The organism is Paraburkholderia sp. GAS199 (assembly GCF_050436585.1).
In the GTDB taxonomy this organism is placed as follows: Bacteria; Pseudomonadota; Gammaproteobacteria; order Burkholderiales; family Burkholderiaceae; genus Paraburkholderia.
Window position 1 is genome coordinate 359,481 of sequence record NZ_JBNDMM010000003.1, and the last position, 21,028, is coordinate 380,508.

22 protein-coding genes are annotated in these 21,028 nt (G+C 64.7%); 9 read left to right on the forward strand and 13 right to left on the reverse strand.

Annotated features, from left to right (window positions below; translation table 11 throughout):
• Nucleotides 1-10 precede the first annotated feature (10 nt).
• The gene (locus P3T18_RS13300; protein WP_429300387.1) at nt 11-940 is read right to left on the reverse strand and encodes a 3-keto-5-aminohexanoate cleavage protein; all 930 of its coding nucleotides are present in this window, start codon (nt 938-940) and stop codon (nt 11-13) included.
• A 49-nt stretch (nt 941-989) separates the two neighbouring features.
• Nucleotides 990-1,955 (reverse strand): choline ABC transporter substrate-binding protein, encoded by a 966-nt coding sequence (locus P3T18_RS13305; protein ID WP_429300388.1) that lies wholly within the window; start codon nt 1,953-1,955, stop codon nt 990-992.
• A gap of 404 nt (nt 1,956-2,359) precedes the next feature.
• Between P3T18_RS13305 and P3T18_RS13310 the strand changes: the two genes are divergently transcribed.
• Together P3T18_RS13310 and P3T18_RS13315 are read left to right on the forward strand one after the other, a co-directional pair.
• A complete protein-coding gene (locus tag P3T18_RS13310) occupies nt 2,360-3,373 on the forward strand; it encodes a GlxA family transcriptional regulator (protein ID WP_429300389.1) in 1,014 nt (337 codons plus the stop codon).
• A 122-nt stretch (nt 3,374-3,495) separates the two neighbouring features.
• Complete coding sequence (locus tag P3T18_RS13315) at nt 3,496-3,822, forward strand: DUF4148 domain-containing protein (protein WP_429300390.1); 327 nt, start codon at nt 3,496-3,498, stop codon at nt 3,820-3,822.
• Between the two features lie 85 nt (nt 3,823-3,907).
• On the opposite strand, the gene P3T18_RS13320 is transcribed toward P3T18_RS13315, so the two are convergent.
• Nucleotides 3,908-4,159: a hypothetical protein gene (locus tag P3T18_RS13320; RefSeq protein WP_429300391.1), complete on the reverse strand. Its 252-nt coding sequence runs from the start codon at nt 4,157-4,159 to the stop codon at nt 3,908-3,910.
• Between the two features lie 193 nt (nt 4,160-4,352).
• Between P3T18_RS13320 and P3T18_RS13325 the strand changes: the two genes are divergently transcribed.
• Nucleotides 4,353-4,871: a DUF6496 domain-containing protein gene (locus P3T18_RS13325; RefSeq protein ID WP_429300392.1), complete on the forward strand. Its 519-nt coding sequence runs from the start codon at nt 4,353-4,355 to the stop codon at nt 4,869-4,871.
• A 98-nt stretch (nt 4,872-4,969) separates the two neighbouring features.
• Here the strand turns inward: P3T18_RS13325 and P3T18_RS13330 are convergent, their stop codons facing one another.
• The gene (locus P3T18_RS13330; RefSeq protein WP_429300393.1) at nt 4,970-6,298 is read right to left on the reverse strand and encodes an aspartate aminotransferase family protein; all 1,329 of its coding nucleotides are present in this window, start codon (nt 6,296-6,298) and stop codon (nt 4,970-4,972) included.
• Between the two features lie 181 nt (nt 6,299-6,479).
• Between P3T18_RS13330 and P3T18_RS13335 the strand changes: the two genes are divergently transcribed.
• A complete protein-coding gene (locus P3T18_RS13335) occupies nt 6,480-7,895 on the forward strand; it encodes a PLP-dependent aminotransferase family protein (protein WP_429300394.1) in 1,416 nt (471 codons plus the stop codon).
• 28 nt (nt 7,896-7,923) lie between these two features.
• Here P3T18_RS13335 and P3T18_RS13340 read toward each other — a convergent pair whose 3' ends face one another.
• Nucleotides 7,924-8,547, reverse strand: a complete 624-nt coding sequence (locus tag P3T18_RS13340) for a LysE family translocator (RefSeq protein ID WP_429300395.1) — start codon at nt 8,545-8,547, stop codon at nt 7,924-7,926.
• A 289-nt stretch (nt 8,548-8,836) separates the two neighbouring features.
• Between P3T18_RS13340 and P3T18_RS13345 the strand changes: the two genes are divergently transcribed.
• Complete coding sequence (locus P3T18_RS13345) at nt 8,837-9,424, forward strand: DUF4865 family protein (RefSeq protein ID WP_429300396.1); 588 nt, start codon at nt 8,837-8,839, stop codon at nt 9,422-9,424.
• 11 nt (nt 9,425-9,435) lie between these two features.
• Here P3T18_RS13345 and P3T18_RS13350 read toward each other — a convergent pair whose 3' ends face one another.
• Together P3T18_RS13350 and P3T18_RS13355 are read right to left on the reverse strand one after the other, a co-directional pair.
• Entirely contained in the window at nt 9,436-10,011 is a 576-nt protein-coding gene (locus P3T18_RS13350; protein WP_429300397.1) for a cysteine hydrolase family protein, read from the reverse strand.
• 24 nt (nt 10,012-10,035) lie between these two features.
• Nucleotides 10,036-10,887 carry an alpha/beta fold hydrolase gene (locus P3T18_RS13355; RefSeq protein ID WP_429300398.1) on the reverse strand — a complete coding sequence of 284 codons (852 nt, stop codon included), beginning with the start codon at nt 10,885-10,887 and terminating at the stop codon, nt 10,036-10,038.
• A 126-nt stretch (nt 10,888-11,013) separates the two neighbouring features.
• On the opposite strand from P3T18_RS13355, the gene P3T18_RS13360 reads away from it, so the two are divergent.
• Nucleotides 11,014-11,835: a LysR substrate-binding domain-containing protein gene (locus tag P3T18_RS13360; protein ID WP_429301087.1), complete on the forward strand. Its 822-nt coding sequence runs from the start codon at nt 11,014-11,016 to the stop codon at nt 11,833-11,835.
• Here the strand turns inward: P3T18_RS13360 and P3T18_RS13365 are convergent.
• Entirely contained in the window at nt 11,832-12,920 is a 1,089-nt protein-coding gene (locus P3T18_RS13365) for an MBL fold metallo-hydrolase (protein WP_429301088.1), read from the reverse strand. The genes P3T18_RS13360 and P3T18_RS13365 overlap by 4 nt on opposite strands.
• A gap of 174 nt (nt 12,921-13,094) precedes the next feature.
• Complete coding sequence (locus tag P3T18_RS13370) at nt 13,095-14,006, reverse strand: LysR family transcriptional regulator (RefSeq protein ID WP_429300399.1); 912 nt, start codon at nt 14,004-14,006, stop codon at nt 13,095-13,097.
• Nucleotides 14,007-14,170: 164 nt separating this feature from the next.
• Here P3T18_RS13370 and P3T18_RS13375 point away from each other — a divergent pair, with 164 nt between their 5' ends.
• A complete protein-coding gene (locus P3T18_RS13375) occupies nt 14,171-14,875 on the forward strand; it encodes an SDR family NAD(P)-dependent oxidoreductase (protein ID WP_429300400.1) in 705 nt (234 codons plus the stop codon).
• An 18-nt stretch (nt 14,876-14,893) separates the two neighbouring features.
• Here P3T18_RS13375 and P3T18_RS13380 read toward each other — a convergent pair whose 3' ends face one another.
• Nucleotides 14,894-15,859: a GlxA family transcriptional regulator gene (locus P3T18_RS13380; RefSeq protein ID WP_429300401.1), complete on the reverse strand. Its 966-nt coding sequence runs from the start codon at nt 15,857-15,859 to the stop codon at nt 14,894-14,896.
• A 111-nt stretch (nt 15,860-15,970) separates the two neighbouring features.
• Here P3T18_RS13380 and P3T18_RS13385 point away from each other — a divergent pair, with 111 nt between their 5' ends.
• On the forward strand, nt 15,971-16,261 hold the full coding sequence (locus tag P3T18_RS13385) for a hypothetical protein (protein ID WP_429300402.1): 291 nt from the start codon (nt 15,971-15,973) through the stop codon (nt 16,259-16,261).
• Nucleotides 16,262-16,340: 79 nt separating this feature from the next.
• On the opposite strand, the gene P3T18_RS13390 is transcribed toward P3T18_RS13385, so the two are convergent.
• The 3 genes from P3T18_RS13390 to P3T18_RS13400 all read right to left on the reverse strand — a co-directional run bounded on the left by P3T18_RS13390 (nt 16,341) and on the right by P3T18_RS13400 (nt 19,799).
• Nucleotides 16,341-18,125 carry a chloride channel protein gene (locus tag P3T18_RS13390; RefSeq protein WP_429300403.1) on the reverse strand — a complete coding sequence of 595 codons (1,785 nt, stop codon included), beginning with the start codon at nt 18,123-18,125 and terminating at the stop codon, nt 16,341-16,343.
• A gap of 6 nt (nt 18,126-18,131) precedes the next feature.
• Nucleotides 18,132-18,545 (reverse strand): MarR family winged helix-turn-helix transcriptional regulator, encoded by a 414-nt coding sequence (locus P3T18_RS13395; RefSeq protein WP_429300404.1) that lies wholly within the window; start codon nt 18,543-18,545, stop codon nt 18,132-18,134.
• 87 nt (nt 18,546-18,632) lie between these two features.
• Entirely contained in the window at nt 18,633-19,799 is a 1,167-nt protein-coding gene (locus tag P3T18_RS13400; RefSeq protein ID WP_429300405.1) for an HPP family protein, read from the reverse strand.
• A 268-nt stretch (nt 19,800-20,067) separates the two neighbouring features.
• On the opposite strand from P3T18_RS13400, the gene yghU reads away from it, so the two are divergent.
• Nucleotides 20,068-20,943, forward strand: coding sequence for a glutathione-dependent disulfide-bond oxidoreductase (yghU, locus tag P3T18_RS13405; RefSeq protein WP_429300406.1), 876 nt, complete (start codon nt 20,068-20,070; stop codon nt 20,941-20,943).
• Nucleotides 20,944-21,028 lie beyond the last annotated feature (85 nt).

The following is a 21,028-nucleotide window of genomic DNA, read 5'->3' on the forward strand; positions in this document are numbered from 1 at the left end:
GCCGGTCGCGTTATGCGTACTGCGCGAGTGCGCGACGCTCCAGTTGCCGCTCGCCGCGCGCGGGCAAGCCGAGCTTCTTGCGCCCTTCGGCGGGAGTGAGCGCGCGCGCGCCGAGCCTTTCGATGATTTCCACGGCGCGCTGCACGAGCGAGCCGTTGGTGGCGGGAACACCTCTGTCGAGCCAGATGTTGTCTTCGAGACCGACGCGCACGTGACCGCCGAGCAGCATCGCCTGCGCGACCATCGGCATCTGCATGCGGCCGATGCCGAAGCCCGCCCACTGCGCGCCGGGCGGCAGGTTGTCGGCCATCGCCTTCATCGTGGTGGTGTCGGCGGGCGCGCCCCATGGAATGCCGAGGCAGATCTGGAACAGCGGCGGTGCGTCCAGCAGGCCTTCCTTGAGCAGCTGTTTGGCGAACCACAGATGCCCCGTATCGAAGATTTCCAGTTCCGGCTTCACGCCGAGTTCCTGAATGCGCGCTGCGCCCGCGCGCAGTTGCGCGGGTGTCGACACGTAGATGTAATCGCCGTCGCCGAAATTGAGCGTGCCGCAGTCGAGCGTGCAGATTTCCGGCAGCAGTTCTTCCACGTGCGCGAGACGCGTCAGTCCACCGACCAGGTCCGTTCCCGCGCCAAAACGCATTGGGTCCTCGCCGGGGCCGATCTCCAGATCGCCGCCCATGCCCGCCGTCAGATTGATGATGACGTCGGTGCCGGACGAGCGGATTCGATCCACCACTTCGCGGTACAGACTCGGGTCGCGGCTGCCGCGTCCGGTCTTCGGATCGCGAACGTGGCAGTGCGCGACGGTGGCGCCCGCCTTCGCGGCTTCGATTGCGGCTTCGGCAATCTGCTTCGGCGTGACGGGAATGGCCGGATGCTTGCCGACCGTATCGCCTGCGCCGGTCACGGCGCAGGTCACGATGACTTCATGGTTCATTGCGGGTGAGTTCCTCTATGTGCGAGCTGTTCGTGTGCGCGGAGCGCGATCAGAGTCCGAGGTAGGCCTTGACCGCGGGCAGACCGTCGCGGCCGTCGTAGGTCTTGACGCCGGCGAGCCAGGCGTCGAGCAGTTGTGGGTTTTGCTTCAGATACGCCTTGGCGGCGTCGGCCGGTTTTTCCTTGTTCATCACCGACTGCATCACGAGGTTTTCCAGTTGCGTCGTGAAGCGCAGATTGCTGACGAGCTTGCCCGCGTTCGGGCAGCGCGTCAGAAAGTCGGGGGACGTCAGCGTATAAACGCGTGCTTCGCCGTCGTTCGGACCGAATACGCCGTCGCTGCCGCTCAGGTATTTCATGTCGATGGTGAGGTTCATGGGGTGCGGCTGCCAGCCGAGAAACACCACCCACTTTTTCTCGCGGACCGCGCGATCCACGGACACCAGCATGCCGGCCTCGCTCGATTCGATCAGCTTGAAGCCGCCGAGCCCGAACTGGTTGGTGGCGATCATTTTCTGGATCGCGGCGTTGGCGCTGCTGCCGGGTTCGATGCCATAAATCTTGCCGTCGAGCTGGTCGCGATGTTTCGCGATGTCGGCGAAGGTCTTCAGCCCCGCGTCGTATTCGTAGCTCGGCACGGCGAACGTCGCTTTCGCGCCGGTCAGATTGGGCGGTTGCAGTACCTGGATCGATTTCGATTCGACGAACGGCGCGATCGCTTTTTCCTGCACCGGCCACCAGTAGCCGAGCGACACATCGAGCTGCCGGCTTTTCAGCCCGGCGAAGGAAATCGGCACCGATGCGACGGTCGTGACCGGCTGATAGCCGAGGCCCTCGAAGACGGTCGAAGCGAGCGCCGTGGTCGAGGTGATGTCGGTCCAGCCGATGTCGGCGAAATGCACCGCCTTGCAGGCCGCCGGGTCCTGCGCGAGCGCCGGCGTGGACGACCACGCGACGGCGGTGGCGGCCGTCAGCCACGCGAGTTGGTTCAGCAAGGCTTTGACGTTCCACTTCATGATGTTCTCCCTTCGGACACGTTCGACAGCGTGTTTCGAAACGGCCGCGTTCTGGCGGCCCCGGACCTGCGCGATACGACTCGGTTGCTGACTGGATTGCGATTGCGTCGCCGCTGCGTCACCGCTGCATCGACGTCGATTGACGTCGATTGACTTTGCATGGCGGCGTGAAGCGATGCCCTAACGTTAATGCCCCATATTCACCGGCAAGCGACCGCCGGCGACCCGTTCTTGCCCGCCAGCGACACGTGCGTCGCCACGAGGCAAGCCGCCACGCCGGCACGTTGCAGTGCAGAATCGCGGGCCACTCATTGTTTTCGCGGGTTGCCGCGTCGTGCGTCGCTTGCTACGCTCGCCGGGTTTGCACATCCCTGTGCGTTCCTGTCATCTATCGAGTGCGGCCGATGCCCGAAGACATGTCGTTTCTGCTGCTGCCCGGCTTCTCGGCGATCGGCTTCATGTCGGCGGTCGAACCGCTGCGTGTGGCGAACCGGTTTCGCGCCGGGTTGTATCGCTGGCGCATTCTGAGCCTCGACGGCGCGCCGGTCGTCGCGAGCAACGGCATTTCGATCAACGCCGACGCCGCCATCGGCGAAGTCGATTCTCCGCAGACGGTCTTCGTGGTGGCGGGCTTCGATCCGCTTGGCTGCTACACACGCGCGCTCGGCGACACGCTCAAGCGGCTCAACCGCCTCGGCGCGACGCTCGGCGGCATCGACACCGGCAGCTTCGTGCTGGCCGAAGCGGGGCTCCTCGGCGCATCCGATAGCGTGACCGTGCATTGGGAAGCGTTGTCGGCGTTTCGCGAGCGCTATGCGTCGCTGAACGCGAGTCAGGAACTGTTCGAAATCGGCGAGCGACGCATTACGTGCGCGGGCGGCACGGCGTCGATCGACATGATGCTCGACCTGATCGGCCGCAAGCACGGCGCCGCGCTGGCGTCGGCCGTGTCGGAGCAGTTCGTGGTGAGCCGTATCCGGCAACGCTCCGACCATCAGCGCATGGAAGTCGCGGCGCGTTACGGCGTGCACAATCGGAAGCTGATTCAGGTGATCGGCGTGATGGAACAGCACATGGAAGAACCGCTGTCACCCGACCGGCTCGCCGCGGAAATAGGGGTGACGCGGCGGCAACTGGAGCGCCTGTTCTGCGCGTCGCTCAAGGACACGCCGACGCATTTCTATCTGCAACTGCGCCTTACGCGCGCCCGTGAACTGCTGCAGCAAACGGATATGTCGATCACGGCGATTTGCGTCGCGTGCGGATTCGAATCTCCCTCGCACTTTTCGCGGACCTATCGCGCGCGTTTCGGCGCGAGTCCGAGAAGCGACCGGCAGGCGAGCGGCGGCCGCAATGCCGCGGACCAACCCGCCGTTGAACGGCATACGCCGCTCGTGGCCGCGGCATTGTGTCCGTAATCACAACAGTGAATTCAACGTTTAAGTGTTTACCCTGATTCGACTGCCTTCTAGACTGTCTTCATGCGCTGGGGAAATGTGATCCCGAAGCGACGCAAAAACAATCTCTGGAGGTAGTTATCATGAAATCGCTCATCGAAGCCGCTGTTATCGCCGCTCTTATTACCGCACCGTTGGCAGCATTCGCACAGTCGAGCCAGCCCGTCACGCGTGCGCAGGTTCGCGCTGAACTCGTGCAACTGGAAAAGGCCGGCTATAACCCGGCCATCGCGAACGACACGAATTATCCGGGCGACCTGCAAGCCGCCGAAGCGCGTGTCGCCGCTGAAAATGCCGCTACCCGCAACAGCGGCTACGGTTCCGCAACCGACGGTACTTCGCAGGCAGGCGCGAAGCGTTCAGGCGCCGTGAGTTCCTATTCGGCACCGGTCGTTTATATCGGCCACTAATCGGCCACTGATCGGCGCGAGCGCGGCAGCTGAGGAGTGATTGCCTGCGGCCAGCGCAGGCAAACCCAGGCTTGCCGCGCGCCGCTCATTCTTCCGCGTCGTGCTCGATGACGAAGCGTTTCAGGTAAGCCAGCACGGCGGCTTCCACGCCGCGATGGTCGGCGGTGCTTTTCGACCCGGCATTCTCTTCGTCGCCAAACAGGGCAGACGGCGCATCGTGAACGTCCACTTCCAGGCCTTCACGAAAGATGCGAATCTCGTGGGCGACTTCTGCGTACTCGGCGATCCAGTGCACGCCTTCGATATGCGCGCCCGCGCGTACGGTCGGTGTCTTCATGGGTCTCTCCCGGCAGACGGTCCGCGGTGCGAACCTTCACCCTCACCATACCCCGTCCCGCCACACGGCGCACGCCTCGTCGGGTAATTTCAGAATTTTTGCGGCGCGGCAGGCGCGATGGACCATCTGTGCGCCTGCCGCGCGGCACGGCCGTTGCTGACTCCATTGGAGTCAACAGCCAACGGAGGACGCCATGCCCCTGCAAAAAACGCTTAAACGTGCCAGTGCCGATAAACGCGCCGGCAAGTCGGCGAGCACTCAGGCCGGTGAGTTCGTGAAGGAACAGGTCGATCAGGTTCGCGCCGGCAAGCACGGCGTCCGGTCGGCGAAGCAGGCGATTGCCATCGGCTTGTCGGAGGCACGTCGCGCGGGTGTTGCCGTGAAGGCGCCGAAGAAGGGCGCGACAAGCGAGGCGACCCGCAAGAAGGCTGAGAAGGATTCGGCCGCCGGTCAGCATAAGACGGCGTCGAAGAAGAGCAGCGAATCGACCGCGAAGCGCTCGCGCGCGGCCACCAATGCGCTCAAACGCGAGGGCACGGCCGGGGCTTCGCGCACGGCGCTGTCGAAGCAGACCAAGGCAGCCGCCGCGAAACGGCCGGCCGCCAGTCGCTCCGCGGCCGCGAAGAAAGCCGCTGCCACGAAGGGGGCGGCAGGACGTTCGGCGGCAGCCAAAAAAGCTGCGCATACGCGGGCGGCGCGCTCGCATCATTGAGCCGGCCGCGGTCATAAAAAAAACGGCGGGACGTATCTGAGCGATACGTCCCGCCGTTTTGTCTGGGCAAGCGCTTATTGCACCGCTTATCGCACGGCTTATTGCACCGTCGCCAGCACGTCGCCCACGGTCTTGAAGATGTGCGCGATCTGCTCTTCGTTGATGATGAGCGGCGGCGAGAACGCCAGGATGTCGCCCGTGAAGCGGACCAGCACGCCGGCCTCGAAGCACTTCACGAAGGCTTCGTAAGCACGTGCGCCCGGCGCACCTTCGCGCGACTCCAGTTCGACGCCCGCGATCATGCCGAGGTTGCGAACGTCCTTGACGTGCTTGGTGCCGCGCAGCGAGTGGGCCGCGGCTTCGAAAGTCGGCGCGAGCGTGGCGGCGCGTTCGAACAGGCCTTCGCGGCGATACAGGTCGAGCGTGGCCACGGCGGCGGCAGCGGCGGCCGGGTGCGCCGAGTACGTATAACCGTGGAACAGCTCGATGGCGCCCTGCGCGCCGGCGTTGACGATGGTGTCGTGGATCGTGCGGCTCGCGGCCACCGCGCCCATCGGAATCGACGCGTTGTTGATGGCCTTCGCCATCGTGATGAGGTCGGGCGTTACGCCGAAAAACTCGCTGGCGGTGGCCTTGCCGACGCGGCCGAAACCGGTGATCACTTCGTCGAAAATCAGCAGGATGCCGTGCTTCGTGCAGATCTCGCGCAGCTTCTGCAAATAGCCTTGCGGCGGAATCAGCACGCCGGTCGAGCCGGCCACCGGTTCGACGATCACCGCGGCGATGGTCGAGGCGTCGTGCAGCGTGACGATGCGTTCGAGTTCTTCGGCGAGGTGCGCGCCCCAGGCCGGCTGGCCTTTCGAATACGCGTTGTGTTCGAGGTTATGCGTGTGCGGCAGATGATCGACGGCCGGCAGCAATGCGCCCGAGAAGGTCTTGCGATTCGGCGCGATGCCGCCCACCGAAATGCCGCCGAAGCCGACGCCGTGGTAACCGCGCTCGCGGCCGATCAGGCGCGTGCGCTGGCCTTCGCCGCGCGCGCGGTGATAGGCGAGGGCGATCTTCAGCGCGGTGTCCACCGATTCCGAGCCGGAGTTGGTGAAGAAGATGCGATCGAGCCCTTCCGGCATCAGTTCCGCCACCTTGGTGGCCGCTTCGAATGCCAGCGGGTGACCCATCTGGAAGGTCGGGGCGAAGTCGAGCGTGGACAGCTGCTGCGTGATGGCGGCGACGATTTCCTCGCGGCCGTGGCCCGCGTTCACGCACCACAGACCCGCGCAGCCGTCGAGCACTTCACGGCCGTCGGTGCTGCGGTAGTACATGCCCTTGGCCGATTCCAGCAGGCGCGGCGCGGCCTTGAACTGGCGGTTGGCGGTGAAGGGCATCCAGAAGGACGACATATCGTCGATGACGGGGCGCGAAGTCATGGTGTTCTCCTCGAAGTGGTCCCCCAAAAGGACTTCCTTCGGGGCGTAGCCAAAACTGTAGCGTTCGCGGTTTAATGGCGGCATAAACAGTTGACGCAGTGTGGTGCTAACTGTGCTGGTGAAAACGCGATAACTGTGTCGATCGGTTCGACACTCGCCCGGCATCATTCCCGTTCCGACCATGATCGAACTACAACTCGAGCGCGACCGCCGCGCCGCTCCAACCCTCGTCGAGCAGGTGGTGCAAGGCTTTGCGAGCGCCATCGAGGCGCAATCGCTGCGCGCCGGCGCGCTGCTGCCCTCGGTGCGGCAACTCGCGCAAAGTCACGAACTGAGCACCTTCACCGTGACGGAGGCTTACAACCGTCTTGTTTCGATGGGACTGGTCGTGGCGCGGCGCGGCTCCGGCTATCGCGTGGCGCTGCGCTCGCAGCCCGCGCGCGCGGCCGCCACCGAATGGCAGCCGCCGAGCCTGACCGCCACCTGGCTGCTCTCGGACGTATTCGCCGACCATTCGGTGCCGATCAAGGCCGGCGGCGGCTGGCTGCCGAACGAGTGGATCAACGAAAGCGGCTTGCAGCACGCGCTGCGGGCGATGAGCCGCGTGCCGGCGGCGCGTCTGGGCGACTACGGGCATCCGTACGGCTTCGCACCGTTGCGCGAGCGCATCGCCGAGCAACTTGACCGCCGCGGTTTGCCGGTCGACGTGTCCAACGTGCTGCTCACACAGGGCGCGACGCAAGGGCTCGACCTGATCGTGCGTACGTTGCTGCGCGCCGGCGACGCCGTGATCGTCGAAGATCCGGGTTACTGCAATCTGCTGCAGATTCTCAAGCTCGCCGGTCTGGTGGTGCATGGCGTGCCGCGCACGCCGGCCGGCGTCGATACGGACGTGCTGGAGGCGCTCGTCGCGCAGCACAAGCCGAAGGCGATCTTCGTCAATACCACGCTGCAGAATCCGACCGGCGCGACTTTCGGCATGTCGGCGGCGTTCCGCCTGTTGCAGATCGCCGAGCGTCAGCGCATGTGGGTCATCGAAGACGATGTGAGCCGTGAGCTTGCACCCACCGGCGCGCCCCTGTTCGCGGCCATGGAAGGCTTGCAGCGCGTGCTGTACGTAGGGGGGTTTTCGAAGACGGTGACGCCGGGGCTGCGCTGCGGCTATGTGGTGGCCGAGCGCGCGGTTCTGCGCGAACTGGCGCGGACCAAGATGGCGGTGGGGCTGACTTCGTCGGAGGCGATCGAGCGGATCGTCGACAAGGTGCTGCTCGAAGGGCGCTACGCGCGTCATGTGGAAGCCGTGAACGAACGGCTCAAGGCCGCGCATGCCACGGTGGAGGAGCGCATCGATTCGCTCGGGCTCGAACTGTTTCACCGTCCGCGCGCCGGGCTTTTCCTGTGGGCGCGTTTGCCGATCGAGGCCGAGCGCGCCGGCGAAGTGGCGACCGCCGCGCTCGCGCACGGCATCTGGCTCGCGCCCGGTTCCTACTTCCGCCCCGACGACGCGCCCAGCGCCTGGTTTCGCTTCAACGCGCCTTATTCCACGGACGACGCGTTGTGGCGTTTCATCGAGCGGGTCGGGCAGGGCGCGCTCTAGCAACTGACGCGCGCCACGGTGGCGGCACTCAGCCGGCGTGTCCCGACAGCTTCAGCGCGATCGGATAGAGCGAAGCCACCAGCAGCAGCGCCATCGCCACGTTGAAGATGCGCAGACGTTTCGGGTCCGACAGCACGCGGCGCATGGCGGTGCCGAAACCGGCCCACAGGCAGATGCACGGAAAGCCGATCACGTAGAAGATCACCGCCATGGCCATCGCGTTGACGCTGAAGCTTTCGCTCAGGTGGACGGTGGTCGCGGCGGTGAGCACCATCATCCACGCTTTCGGATTGACCCACTGGAAGGCGATCGCTTCGTAGAACTTCATCGGCCGGCTGTCGGCTTTCTTCACCTTCAGCTGACCCGAGGTGCCGATCTTCCACGCCAGATACAGCAGATACGCGACGCTCGCCACTTCGAGCACGGTGTACAGCACCGGAAAGTGGACGAAGGCTTCGCCGAGACCGATCCCCACCGACAGCATCAGCAGCACGACGCCGGCGCTAATGCCCGACAGATGCGGCAAGGTGCGGCGAAACCCGAAATTGACGCCCGAGGCCAGCAGCATGGTGTTATTTGGGCCTGGCGTGATGGTGGTGACGAGCGCGAACAGGATGCCCGCGGGCAATGCGCTGAGACTCAGGTACGACATGGAAGGCTCCGGGATCGGTAGAACTGGAAAACATTCTATCGACGTGAGCCGGTACAGTACCGGTACGATTTTAGAGATGGTGTCCGGTACGGCGCGCGTGGCGGCGTTGCCGGTGAGGCCGCCGCCCTTCGACCAGGCCGCGCGCACGGCACGTCGCGCTTTCCAACCGGCAGGCGATCATCCGCCAAACGCTCATGTTCGCGCGACGGATATCGTTCGTTCTACCGATAATCTTCTAGAGTGCAAAGCTGGCAGTCCGTCTGGCCGAAGCGGAACCTGGAGCGCGACCATGTATGCGATGCATTACGAAATCACGTTGCCCGCCGACTACGATATGAACACGATCCGCAACCGCGTGGCGGAGCGCGGACATATGACCGACGCGTTCGGCGGGCTCGGTGTGAAGGCTTACCTGATTCGCGAACGTGGCAAGGCGGGGTCCACGCTGAACCAGTACGCGCCGTTCTATTTGTGGAACGACACGGCGGGCATGAACCGCTTTCTGTGGGAGGGCGGCGGCTTTCAGGGCATCGTCGAATCGTTCGGACGGCCTGTCGTGCAGACGTGGTCCGGCCTGCTGTGCGTGCGGGGAGAAGCGGCGTTTACGTTTCCGGTGAGCGCCACGCGTGATCGCGTGCCGCTCGCTCGCGAGGCCGATCTCGCCAACGCCGCGCGCGACGCGATGGCCGAGGTCGAACAACTGGCCGCGCATCGCAGTGCGCTGATCAGCGCGTGCGCGATCGATCCGCGTTCGTGGGAGCGCGTGGTCCTGACGTTATGGATCGACAATCCGCCGGCCGCGGTGCCGGGCGAGCGCTACGAAGTGCTGCATCTGTCGCGACCGGGCTTCGACGAACTCCTGCGGGAAGCCGGGTAGCGCGCGTGCAGTCAGTGCCGCGCGGAATTGCTCGGGCGCCCGAAATCGACTTCCCGGCTTTCCACGACGCCGCCCGTGCGGCCCGGCGCACGCTGGTTGCGCCAGTAGAAATTCGTGTGGGCGATCACGCTGTGCGGCGGCGGTGCGCCGTGTGCGGAGGAGTCGACGGTCGTGTGCGCGTCGGCCACGAGGATGGCGTCGTAACCACGTGCGAGGGCGCCGTGCAGCGTCGAGCGCACGCACATGTCCGTTTGCGCGCCGGTCACGATGAGCCGTCCCACGCCGAGCGCGGCGAGTGTCGGCTCCAGTTCGGTCGCTTCGAACGCGTCGCGATAGTGCTTCTCGACAATCGTTTCGAGCGGCGCGGGCGAGAGTTCGCCGACCAACTGCCACGCGTCGCTGCCGGCTACTAGTTCTTCGTCCGAATGACGAATCCAGATCACGGGTACGTTCGCAGCACGCGCTTTGTCGACCAGCGTGTTGACGACGCGCAGCACGTCGTCGCGCCGGTACGCTTCGGCGATGACGTCGTTCTGGAGATCGATGACGAGGAGCGCCGTATTCGGGCGGTTGGCGAGCGTGGTCATGGTCGTGGTGCCGACGAAACGTGCTTACGCAGCGAGAAACGCCTGCAGGACCCGGTTGAACGCGCCGGCATTCGATACGTTCATGCCGTGCGACGCCCCGGCGATGGTCTGCCGCTCGGCGTAGTCGATCCACTCGACGAGCTTTTCGACGTTATTGCGGAACATGCGCGGGCTGCGCTGTCCGTCGATCAGCAGGGTGCGGCACTTCACGCCCTGCGCCGCTTCGCGCGAATAGGCGGGCAGCGGATCGCGAAGCTGTTTGGGCAAGGTGTCCGCGTTGTCGATGGCCATGGTGCGAAACGCGATCGGGCTCTTGCGCCACGCGCCCGGCATGCTCACGGAATCGACGAACAGTTCGAGTCCGGCGTCGATCTGATGGCTTTCGATGAGTTCCGCGACGCGCGCGCGCAGCACGTTGGTGGCCGGCGGCAGCGACGCTTCCGGCGTGCCTTCGACGTGCAGCGGACCGCCGGGGTCGGCCAGCGTCAGCGTTTTGACCAGACGCGGATACTCACGCGCCATATGAAACGCCACGCAACCGCCGCGCGAATGGCCGACCAGATGGACCGGCGCGAGATCGAGCGCCTCGATGAATTCAGCCAGTTCGGCGACATGCGTCTGCCAGCCGAATTCGCCCTGAATGCATGCCTCATTCGCCGGCCAATAGTGGCTCAGGCTCACCGAAATGCAGCGATAGTGCTGGGACAGCGCGGCCGTTTGCGCATCCCAGTAGCGAAAATCGCACAACGACCCGTGAACGAACAGCAGCGGTTCGCCTTCTCCGCACTCGACATACGGCACGCTGATGCCGGACGCGATGGTCGCGAACGACACTTCAGGTACGGCAAGCACAGAGAAATCGGTACGGGCGTTCATTGACAGGCTCCTTTGGGGTCACTATGCCCGATGTCGATATTTTAGAAAATCGCGTAATATTGATCGAATCTATTCACTTTTCTGATACCAAGCCCTTTGAAAGCACTCGACCTGGACGTCATGTCGATGATCGTCGCGGTGGCCGACACCGGTAACATCAGCCGCGCGGCGGAAGTCGTGCACCGCTCGCAGTCGGCGGTCAGCATGCAGATCAAGACCCTCGAAACCGCGCTGGGCAAGCCGCTGTTCGTGCGCAAACCGCGCAGCGTGGTGCCGACGCAGGACGGCGAAGTGCTGCTGACCTACGCCCGCCGCATGCTGGCCTTGCGTGACGAAGCGTGGGCCGCCGTGGTCCGTCCGGACGTCACCGGCCGCGTGAGCATCGGCGTGCCGGACGACTACGCGTCGTCGCTGCTGCCGCCGATTCTCAAGAAATTTTCCGCGACTTATCCCAAGGTGGAGATTCAGGTGGTCGGTTTGCCGAGCCTCGCGCTCGCGCCGATGGTGAAGGACGGCTCCGTCGATCTGGTCTGCGCGACGCGCGTGAAGGGCGTGTCCGGCGAGTTCATCCGCTTCGAACCGATGGAATGGGCGGCGGTGCCGAGCGCTCACGAAATCTGGCAGGAGAGGCCGCTGCCGATCGCCGTCTTTCTGACGGGCAGCGTGGCGCGCGAGAACGCAATTCGCAGCCTGGAGCGGGCGAAGATCAGCTACCGGACGTCGTATGAAAGCCCAAGCCTGCTCGGCCTGCTGTCGATGGCCGAAGCGGGGCTCGCCATCGTGCCGCTGGCGCGTTGCGCGGTGCCGAAGCACTTCTCGTTGCTGGGACCGGCGCAAGGCTTGCCCGAAATCGACGCGCTCGAGATGGTGCTCGCGCGCAGCACGGCGTCCAAACGTCCGCCCTGCGATTTTCTCGCCGAGGCGATTCTTTCCGAACTGAGACGCTAGGGCGTGCAGGCGCCGGCAGTGGACGTGTCGAGCGTCATCATCTGCCCGTGATGCAGCACGGTGAACGCATCGGGGGAAAGTCCGGCGTCGCGGGTGGCGTCGGCGAGCTTTTTCGGCGGCTCGTCGAGCGGTTCGTCGGCGAGTTCGAACGTGCCCCAGTGAATGCCGATGGCCTTTCTCGCGTGGATGTCCTGGAAGATCTGCACGGCCTGTTGCGGATCGACGTGCTGTGGACCCATGAACCAGCGCGGCGCGTACGCCCCGATGGGAATCAGCGCGAGATCGAAGCAGCCGAAGGCCGCGCCGATCCGTTTGAAGTCGCCGGAATAACCCGTGTCGCCCGCGAAATACAGCGAGAACGGATGCGCCGCATGCGGCGGCGTCCTGACGACCCAGCCGCCCCACAAGGTTTCGTTGCGGTCGGTCAGGCTGCGCGCGGACCAGTGCGTGGCCGGCACGAACCAGAAGTCGAGCCCCGACGCCCGCGTGCGATCGCTCCAGTCCAGTTCCTGCGCATTCACGATGCCCTTGTTCGCGAGCCACGCCTTGATGCCGAGCGGCACGAGAAAGAGCGGCGGGCCGCCCGCCTGGGCATTCAAGGCCTGCACGCTCGCCGCGTCGAGATGGTCGTAGTGGCTGTGCGAGATCAGCACCACGTCGATATGTGGCAGGTCCGTCAGCGCGAGGCCGGGCGGCACGTAACGCTTCGGTCCCGCGAACGAGAACGGCGACGCGCGTTCGGAGAACACCGGGTCGGTCAGGATATTCACGCCGTCTATCTGCAGCAGCGCGCTCGCATGGCCGATCCACGTCATCGTGTTCACGCTGCGGTTGGCCTTGAGCCACGCCACATCGGGATGATCGACGGGAAACGCGTAGCCGTTCTCCGGCGGACGCGGCAGGCCGTGAATCAGCCGCTCCCAGCGCCACTTCCAGACCGAGCCGCGCGCGAGCGGGCCGTCGCTGTTTTCGAAGCCGTTATCCGTGTGTTTCGCGTGATGAATGCCGCTGGCGGCGAGACGCTCCGGCGACGGGTCGACGTCTTGCGCGGCAGCTGAGCCGATCGCGCTTGCGGCGCAGAGCATGAGGACGGTGTGACGCAGAGGCAGGCCTGTTGAACGTGGCATCGTAAGCGGATCGAAATGGCTGGACGGTGATGAGCGAAGCAAGTAAGCAACGCAGCTAAGCGCGCTGACCAGGCGAAGACTGCGACACCGCAGTGTAGACCGCCGCCGTTTTGCTCGCCGGGACGGCAACGCTTACAGCGGAATTCGCTGACGGCATACCTTGAGAACGATCTGCCGCAGCCAGCGGTGAACCGCATCGTTCTCCGAGCGTGGATGCCACATCTGCGAGATCGTGAAGGTGTCGGCGGGAACGGGAAGCTCGAACGAACAATCGCCGGCGGCGGCGTTTTGCGCCTGCATGAAAGACGCGGGAAGCAGCGCGATCAGATCGGACGCGCGCGCCACCGCGAGAGCGGCGGGAAAGCTCGGCACGATCGCGACCGTGGTCCGCTCGAGATTCGCGCGTGCAAGCCCGGCGTCGAGCGCCTCGACGGTCGACCTGCCATGCGGCGCGAGCACATGGCCGAACGCCGCATACCGTTGCATCGTGACTTTTGCCCTGGTGTCCAGCGGATGCCCTTTGCGGACCACGCCCACATAGCGGTCGCGGAACAGCGCCTGAATCCGTATCTCGGGGCCCATGTCTTCCACCACGCCAATCTCCAGATCGGCCTCGCCCTTGCGCAGACTCTCGGCGTTCTTTTCCGCTTTGGCGAAAAAGTGCAGGCGCACGAACGGCGCAAGCGCGGTGAGTTCGGCAATCAGAGGCGCACCGAAGGCTTCCACGAAGGCTTCATTGGCGCGAATCCCGAGCGTTCTGCGCAAGGTCGAGAAGTCGGGCGACGTCACCGACGGAAGCAGTAACGCGCGCGCCTCGTGAACCGTGCGCTGCGTGTGCTCGCGAATTTCCTCGGCGTAGGGCGTCAACACCATCTCGCGACCGGCGCGCACGAGCAGCGGATCGCCGGTCGTTTCACGCAGACGCGTCAGTGTGCGGCTCATGGCGGACGGACTCAGATGCAGCGATCTGGCGGCGCGCGTCACGTTCTTCTCGCTGAACAGGGCGTCGAGCGCGAATAGCAGATTGAGATCGGGTTCGGACATGTGTCGTTGGCAGCGGGCAGAAGTGGAGGACGGCAACGGCGACGAAGGCGTCTGGCGCATAGTTTAGTTGCAGCGGCCGCGCCTTCCGGCGTTCGCCCCGGCTGGCTATATTGAATCGCTTGAACGGCAGCATTTGCCGGCGCATTTGAAACCAGGAGAGAGCCATGTCGCACATTGCTTCGCAGAAAACCGTTCTATTGATTGGCGCGTCGCGCGGACTCGGCTTCGCGATGGTCGAAACGTATCTGAAGCGCGGCTATCGCGTCATCGCAACCGGGCGCGCCAACTCGACCGACGCACTCCGGCAACTGGCGGCGCGCAGCGCGGGCGCGCTGGAAGTCGAGACCGTGGACGTGACCGTCCCCGCGCAGGTGAGCGCTCTGCGTCAACGTCTCGCGGACCGGCGCATCGACGTGCTGTTCGTGAATGCCGGCGTGAAAAACGACGACGGTGAAACGCTGGCCGATGTCTCGACGGACGAATTCGTGCGCGTCATGGTGACGAATTCGCTGAGTCCGATGCGGGTCATCGACACGCTCGAAGACCTCGTGCCGCCGACCGGCACGATCGGTGTGATGTCGTCGGGACAGGGCAGCCTGACGAACGCCACCAACGCGAATTACGAAGTCTACCGGGGCAGCAAGGCGGCGCTGAATATGTTCATGCGCACTTACGCGGCCCGCCGCGCCGAGGTGCCGCGCACGCTGCTGCTGATGGCGCCCGGTTGGGTGCAGACCGACATGGGCGGTCCGGGCGCCCGCCTCACCATCGACGAGAGCATTCCGAATCTGGTGAACACCATCGAAGCTCACGAAGGTCAGGCCGGGCTGCACTATCTCGACTATCTCGGCCGGACTGTGCCGTGGTGAGCGGATGAGAGACGGGAATTAGCGCAGTTCGGCGCGAAGATCGCGTACGCCGCGTCCCAGCCGTTGACGCAGCAGCGTGCGCAAGGTCGCACCGTCGACGTAACCCACTTCGGCGGCGATTGCGTCGATGTCGAGACCGCTGCCGTGCAACAGCGACTGCGCATGCTCGACGCGCAGGTCCTGGAAGTAGGCGAGCGGCGATTTGCCGAGCACGTCCTGGCAGCGTCGCTGCAACGAGCGCGTGCTGGTGGCGAGCGCGCTGGCCGCATCCCGTAGCGAGAAGCCGTCCTTGAGATGATCGCGCGCCCAGCGTTCGAATCGCTGGATCAAGGGGTCCGCCTGCGCGAGATGGTTGGGAATGATGTATGGCGCCTGGGACGAGCGAATATCGGCGAGCAGATAGCGCGACACGACAGCGGCGAGTTCCGGACTCGCGCGGCGCACCAGCCAGAGCGCGAGGTCGAGATGACCGAGCGCCGCGCCCGCCGTGACGCCGACATCGGACGGCACCAGCATGCGCGATTCGTCGAGCAGCACGTTCGGATAGCGCTGCCGGAAGAGCGGCCCGAGCCACCAGGTCGTGGTGGCTGCACGGTGATCGAGCAGCCCCGTTTCCGCGACGAGAAACGTGCCGATGCAGGACGCCGCGATTTGCGCGCCTTCGGCGTGCCACGCCATCAGTTGCCCGCCCGCCGCCCGCACGTCGGGTCGCGCGAGCGCGGGCACCAGTTCGTCCGGCGTGCCGGTGCCCAGCGCCGGAATGACGACCCAGTCGGGCTTCAGATCGGGCGTGATGGGGCGCACGGGTATGACGAGGCCCTGACCGGAGCGCACCTTCCTGCGTACGCCGACGATCGACACGTCGAAATAGGGCGTGCCGCCAAATTGCCGGGCCGAAAACTTGTTGGCGAGCGACAGCGTGTCGAGCATGGCCGTCAGGCCGGTGTCGAACAGTCCTTCGAGGGCGAGGATCGAAATGCGCATGGCGTAAATGACCATAAAGTTGGCATTTGCGACGATACCGGTCTTTGCGCCGGAAGGCTACAGTTCTCTCCGTTGTACAGCGCAACACCAACCTCGATCACGGAGTCGAACATGAAAGTATTTGCTATCGCATCGGCGCAACTGACCCTCACCCCGGACAAGCTCCAGCAGCACATGCCGAGCGAAGTGCCCGCCACGCTCAAGCTGTATCTCGACGGCAAGGTGGAGCAATTCTGGTTTCGCGAGAAGGCGGGCCCGATCTTCCTGATGAACGTGGAATCGGTCGAGCAGGCCAAGGCGACGCTGGACGCGCTGCCGCTGGTGGCCGACGGACTGATGACGTACGAATTCCTGCCGGTCGGTCCGCTTGCACCGCTGGGCCGCCTGATTCAGGCTGGCTGATGACGTCGGGCGATCCATCGGAAGCAGTGGCGGATCGCCCGCACGTTGGCGTGAAGACCCACCGTTGCGCCGGTGCTTGTCACGCCGGCGGGAAATGCCGTTTGCCCGTGGGCATCGGCAAACGACGGAAGCGTTCTTTTTTGTGTTCGTCGTCGAAATGCGCGAGCGACGGCTTGATCAGATCGCTGCGCGATACGATGCCGACCAGTTGCCGCGTGGTGGAATCGGCCACGACCGGCAGGCGTTCGAGTCCGAGCACGGCAAGCCGCGTCGCGACGAGCCGGCAGGTTTCGCCGGGCAACGCGAAGGCCGGCGTATCGTGCAGTACGTCGGCCAGACGCCGTTGATGCGCTTGGCCGTGTTGATGTTCGCCGGCAGCGTCGAGCAGTGCGCGGTCGACCACGCCCAGCAGCACGCCGGCGCGAACCACGGGATAGGCGCGATGCGTCTGCGCCGCGCCGAAGTAGCCGGACAGAACCTCGGCAAGCGGCAGATCGCCGTCGATGGTTTCGATCGTGCGCGACATGACTTCGTCCACGTGATGACGTTCGAGCGGATCGACGCCGTACTCGCGATAGATGTGATAGCCGCGCCGCGCGATTTTCTCCGTCATGATGGAGCGCTTCATGACGACCGTCGCGAAGCCGTGCGCGACCAGCGTGGCGGCGAGCAGCGGCAGCAACGCGTTACTGTCGTGCGTGAGGCCGAAGGCGAAGACGATGGCGGTGAGCGGTGCGCCGAGCGTCGCGCCGAGCACGGCGGCCATGCACACGAGCGGCCACAATGCGGGTTCGCCGCCCGGCAACACATGTCCGAGCAGAACGCCGAGCCCGGCGCCGAGCATCAGGAGCGGCGCGAGCACGCCGCCCGATGTACCGGAACCCAGTGCCACCACCCAGATGACCGCCTTGACGAGCAGGATGGCCAGCGCAATCTGCACGGCCATATGCTGATGAAGCAGGTCGCCGATCACGTCGTAACCGACACCGAGCGCGCGCGGTTCGATAAAGCCGCCGATGCCGACCACCAGTCCGCCGAGCGCCGGCCACCACATCCAGTGAAGCGGCAACTTGCCGAACAGGTCTTCGGTTTTGTAGAGCGCCGCCGACAGGCCCGACGCCAGCGCACCGGACAGCAACCCGGCGATCACGCACGACACCAGCGACAACGCGCCGGGCGGCGCGGTTTCGAGCGGAAACAGCGGGCCCGTGCCGAAGAACACCGCGCGCGCGAAGCCCGCCACCGCACACGCGAGCGCCACGGGCAGAAAGCTGCGCGGCCGCCATTCGAACAGCAGCAATTCGACCGCGAGCAGAACCGCCGCGACGGGCGTGCCGAACACGGCGGTCATGCCCGCGGCGGCGCCCGCTACCAGCAGCGTCTTGCGCTCGGCGGACGTCACCTTGAAGCATTGCGCGATCAGCGATCCGAGTGCGCCGCCCGTCATGATGATCGGTCCTTCAGCACCGAACGGGCCGCCGCTGCCGATCACGATGCCCGACGACAGCGGCTTGAGCACCGCCACTTTCGGCGACATGCGGCTCTTGCCGAACAGAATCGCTTCGATGGCTTCGGGAATGCCGTGGCCGCGAATTTTTTCCGAACCGTAGCGCGCCATCAGACCCACGATCAGACCGCCGGCCACCGGAATGAATACGACCCAGAGTCCCAGATGATTGAGCGCGGGCGAACGGTCCGCGAATGAAAACTGCTGGAAGAAAAAGAGGTTGGTGAAAAGGTGGATCAGGCTCAGCAACACGAAAGCGGCGAGCGTGCTCAGCGCGCCGATGCCGGCGGCCAGCGCGGCAATGCCGGGCAGCCGCGCATTCACGGCGAAATCGCGTTTGTGACTGGAAAGGTTCATGGCGCTTCAGACATCGATTTGCGGGACGTTGAACGCGCCTTTGAGCGACTTCAATTCGGCGCGATGCATTTCGGCGAGACGGGCGAGTACCTGTTCACCGGCCTTCAATAAATGGACTTCCACCTGACGACGATCGGTGGCGCTCACTTTGCGGCGCACCAGACCGAGCGCTTCGCAGCGGGACACCAGTGCGACCACGCCGTGATGCTGCGATTGAAGCCGCTCCGCAAGTTCGCCGACGGTCGCCCAGTCGCGCTCGGGATAGCCCTTGATATGCAGCAGCAGGAGATATTGCAGCGGCGTGATGCCTTCGCCCTGAGCGGCCTGTTCGGAAAAACGCTCGAAGCGCCGCATCTGATAGCGAAACTCGGAGAGTTGTTCGAAGTTCGCCTTGGTCAGGCCGCGTGTGAGTGTTTTCATCGAAGTGTCGTGAGGATGCCGAAGACAAACTATATCACGACGTGATATTTATGCCCGCGTTCGATTTCTCGCTGAACCGCGTGCGCGTCACACCGCGCGATGCTTCTCGGCATATGACTGACGATACAGTCCCGCGATGAGATCGGCCTGCGTAATCATGCCGGCAAGCCGTTTGTGCGAGTCGAGAACGGGGATGTGATGGTGGCCGTAATTGGCGAACACCGGCACCAGTTCGACGATGGGCGTTGCGGCGTCGATGGTGTGAACTTCCGCATTCATCAGCGCGCCCACCAGCGGCTCGGACACCACGTTGCGCCTGAACCACCGCTGCACCGCAGGCGGCATCCCGGCCACCCGGCGAAACGCCCGTTTGTCGACGAGATCGGTACGCGTCACGATGCCGATGACATGCTGCCGTTCGTCCGTCACCGGCAATGCCTTGATATGACGCTGTTTCAACAGACGCCACGCCGCGGACGCTCTCGTTACCGCGGAGACGGCCACCAGCGAGCGCGACATGATGTCGGCGCAGGTCAGTTCATTGAACGTGCGGGCATAGGACTGCAATTGAACGTCGCGCAGCAGCGATTCAAGATCGTCCGTGCCGATGTCGAGCAGTTCGCCGCGCCGGCTCAGCACGGCTTCGAGATCCGCGCGCGTGAAGCCTTCCGACGGCGGCGTGGCGGACGGTTGCGTGCCCTTGCCCGAACTCTGCGGCGCAACATGCGGATAGCGATGCCCGGTGGCGGCGTGATAGACGATCGCGGCACACAGCAGCAAGGCAGACTGGATCGCGATGGGTTCGGCCACGAAGCGATAACCAAGTGCATGCACCGTGGGTCCGCCGAGCACGGCGGTCAGCGCGACCGCGCCGGATGGCGGATGCACGCAGCGCAGCGCGAACATCGCGCAGATGGCCAGTGAAACGGCGAGCGCCGCGGCGCCGACGGGGTCGCCGATTGCATTCGCGCACGCCACACCCACCGTGGCGGACACCAGGTTGCCGCCGATGATGGACCACGGTTGTGCAAGCGGACTGGCGGGAACGGCGAACAGCAGCACGGCCGAGGCGCCCATCGGCGCAACTAGCAGGGGAATGTTCGCAGCGGGGCCGAGCAGAACGTGCATCGTTCCGCCGGTGAATGCGATGCCCAGCAGTGCGCCCAGACAGGATCGCAGCCGCTCGGGCCAGCGCACGGCCATCGGACTGGGGGTAAAGCTGACGAGCCAGCGGAGTAGGGCGTTGCGGGACAAGGTCGAACCCGGAGAGAAAGAGGGAGAAGCCGCGCCAGCCGGAGTTGGAATTGAAGGCCCGGCTGTCGCGAGACGGAAAACCGCGTACGCCGGTGATTATATGTCATTGTGATATAAAAAATCGTGCCGGACGGTTGCCGATGCCGCCCGATCAGCGCGGCAAATTCCCGTCCCAGGCGGCCAGTTCGCTCGCCAGCGCGTTTTCCCTGGTTTTGTTAATCTCGCGGCTGATACCGCAATGATTACTTATCCGCAAGGAGCGTCGAACATGAGTCAGCCCGCCGAATACGAACCGCCCAAGGTCTGGACCTGGAATAAGGACAACGGTGGCCGTTTCGCCAGCATCAACCGTCCGATCTCGGGGGCTACGCACGAGAAGGCATTGCCGGTGGGTCAACACCCGCTGCAGCTGTATTCGCTCGCCACGCCGAACGGCGTCAAGGTGACGGTCATGCTGGAAGAATTGCTGGCGCTCGGCCACAGCGGCGCGGAATACGACGCCTGGCCGATCAGGATTGGCGACGGCGACCAGTTCGGCAGCGGTTTCGTCGAGGTGAATCCGAACTCGAAAATTCCGGCGCTGCTCGATCGCAGCGGCGCGAAACCGGTGCGCGTATTCGAATCTGGCGCGATTCTGCTCTATCTGGCCGAAAAATTCGGGGCTTTCGTGCCGACCGAATCCGGCGCGCGCGCTGAATGCCTTTCGTGGCTGTTCTGGCAAATGGGCAGCGCGCCGTACCTGGGCGGCGGCTTTGGACATTTTTACGCCTACGCGCCTACGAAAATCGAATACGCGATTGACCGCTTCGCGATGGAAGTGAAACGTCAGCTCGATGTTCTGGACAAGCAGCTCGCGGCCAACGAATACATCGCGGGCAACGACTACACGATCGCCGATATCGCCATCTGGCCGTGGTACGGCGCGCTAGCCAAAGGGTTGTTGTACAGCGGTGGCGAGTTTCTGTCGGTGCAGGAGTATCGGCACGTGCAACGCTGGGCCGACACCATCGGCAAGCGTGCGGCCGTGCAGCGCGGGCGCAAGGTGAACCGTCTGTTCGGCGAGCCCTCGGACCAGCTTCACGAACGCCATGCCGCCAGCGACTTCGACACCAACACGCAGGACAAACTGGCGCCGCAGAAGTAAAAACAGCGAAAGCGCCCGGCGTCGCAACGACGCCGGCGTCAACGCGTCGCTCATCGTTCGCTAAGCGGTTGTGCGCATCGGCAGA

What these genes read in the sequence shown, in the direction of transcription:
- P3T18_RS13395 (WP_429300404.1), bottom strand. Translation starts at nt 18,545, where the DNA reads ATGAAAACACTCACACGCGGCCTGACCAAGGCGAACTTCGAACAACTC.
- P3T18_RS13370 (WP_429300399.1), bottom strand. Translation starts at nt 14,006, where the DNA reads ATGTCCGAACCCGATCTCAATCTGCTATTCGCGCTCGACGCCCTGTTC.
- P3T18_RS13355 (WP_429300398.1), bottom strand. Translation starts at nt 10,887, where the DNA reads ATGAACGCCCGTACCGATTTCTCTGTGCTTGCCGTACCTGAAGTGTCG.
- P3T18_RS13375 (WP_429300400.1), top strand. Translation starts at nt 14,171, where the DNA reads ATGTCGCACATTGCTTCGCAGAAAACCGTTCTATTGATTGGCGCGTCG.
- P3T18_RS13350 (WP_429300397.1), bottom strand. Translation starts at nt 10,011, where the DNA reads ATGACCACGCTCGCCAACCGCCCGAATACGGCGCTCCTCGTCATCGAT.
- P3T18_RS13325 (WP_429300392.1), top strand. Translation starts at nt 4,353, where the DNA reads ATGCCCCTGCAAAAAACGCTTAAACGTGCCAGTGCCGATAAACGCGCC.
- P3T18_RS13305 (WP_429300388.1), bottom strand. Translation starts at nt 1,955, where the DNA reads ATGAAGTGGAACGTCAAAGCCTTGCTGAACCAACTCGCGTGGCTGACG.
- P3T18_RS13315 (WP_429300390.1), top strand. Translation starts at nt 3,496, where the DNA reads ATGAAATCGCTCATCGAAGCCGCTGTTATCGCCGCTCTTATTACCGCA.
- P3T18_RS13340 (WP_429300395.1), bottom strand. Translation starts at nt 8,547, where the DNA reads ATGTCGTACCTGAGTCTCAGCGCATTGCCCGCGGGCATCCTGTTCGCG.
- P3T18_RS13360 (WP_429301087.1), top strand. Translation starts at nt 11,014, where the DNA reads ATGATCGTCGCGGTGGCCGACACCGGTAACATCAGCCGCGCGGCGGAA.
- P3T18_RS13310 (WP_429300389.1), top strand. Translation starts at nt 2,360, where the DNA reads ATGCCCGAAGACATGTCGTTTCTGCTGCTGCCCGGCTTCTCGGCGATC.
- P3T18_RS13380 (WP_429300401.1), bottom strand. Translation starts at nt 15,859, where the DNA reads ATGCGCATTTCGATCCTCGCCCTCGAAGGACTGTTCGACACCGGCCTG.
- P3T18_RS13335 (WP_429300394.1), top strand. Translation starts at nt 6,480, where the DNA reads ATGATCGAACTACAACTCGAGCGCGACCGCCGCGCCGCTCCAACCCTC.
- P3T18_RS13345 (WP_429300396.1), top strand. Translation starts at nt 8,837, where the DNA reads ATGTATGCGATGCATTACGAAATCACGTTGCCCGCCGACTACGATATG.
- P3T18_RS13365 (WP_429301088.1), bottom strand. Translation starts at nt 12,920, where the DNA reads ATGCTCTGCGCCGCAAGCGCGATCGGCTCAGCTGCCGCGCAAGACGTC.
- P3T18_RS13390 (WP_429300403.1), bottom strand. Translation starts at nt 18,125, where the DNA reads ATGAACCTTTCCAGTCACAAACGCGATTTCGCCGTGAATGCGCGGCTG.
- P3T18_RS13300 (WP_429300387.1), bottom strand. Translation starts at nt 940, where the DNA reads ATGAACCATGAAGTCATCGTGACCTGCGCCGTGACCGGCGCAGGCGAT.
- P3T18_RS13320 (WP_429300391.1), bottom strand. Translation starts at nt 4,159, where the DNA reads ATGAAGACACCGACCGTACGCGCGGGCGCGCATATCGAAGGCGTGCAC.
- P3T18_RS13385 (WP_429300402.1), top strand. Translation starts at nt 15,971, where the DNA reads ATGAAAGTATTTGCTATCGCATCGGCGCAACTGACCCTCACCCCGGAC.
- P3T18_RS13330 (WP_429300393.1), bottom strand. Translation starts at nt 6,298, where the DNA reads ATGACTTCGCGCCCCGTCATCGACGATATGTCGTCCTTCTGGATGCCC.
- yghU (WP_429300406.1), top strand. Translation starts at nt 20,068, where the DNA reads ATGAGTCAGCCCGCCGAATACGAACCGCCCAAGGTCTGGACCTGGAAT.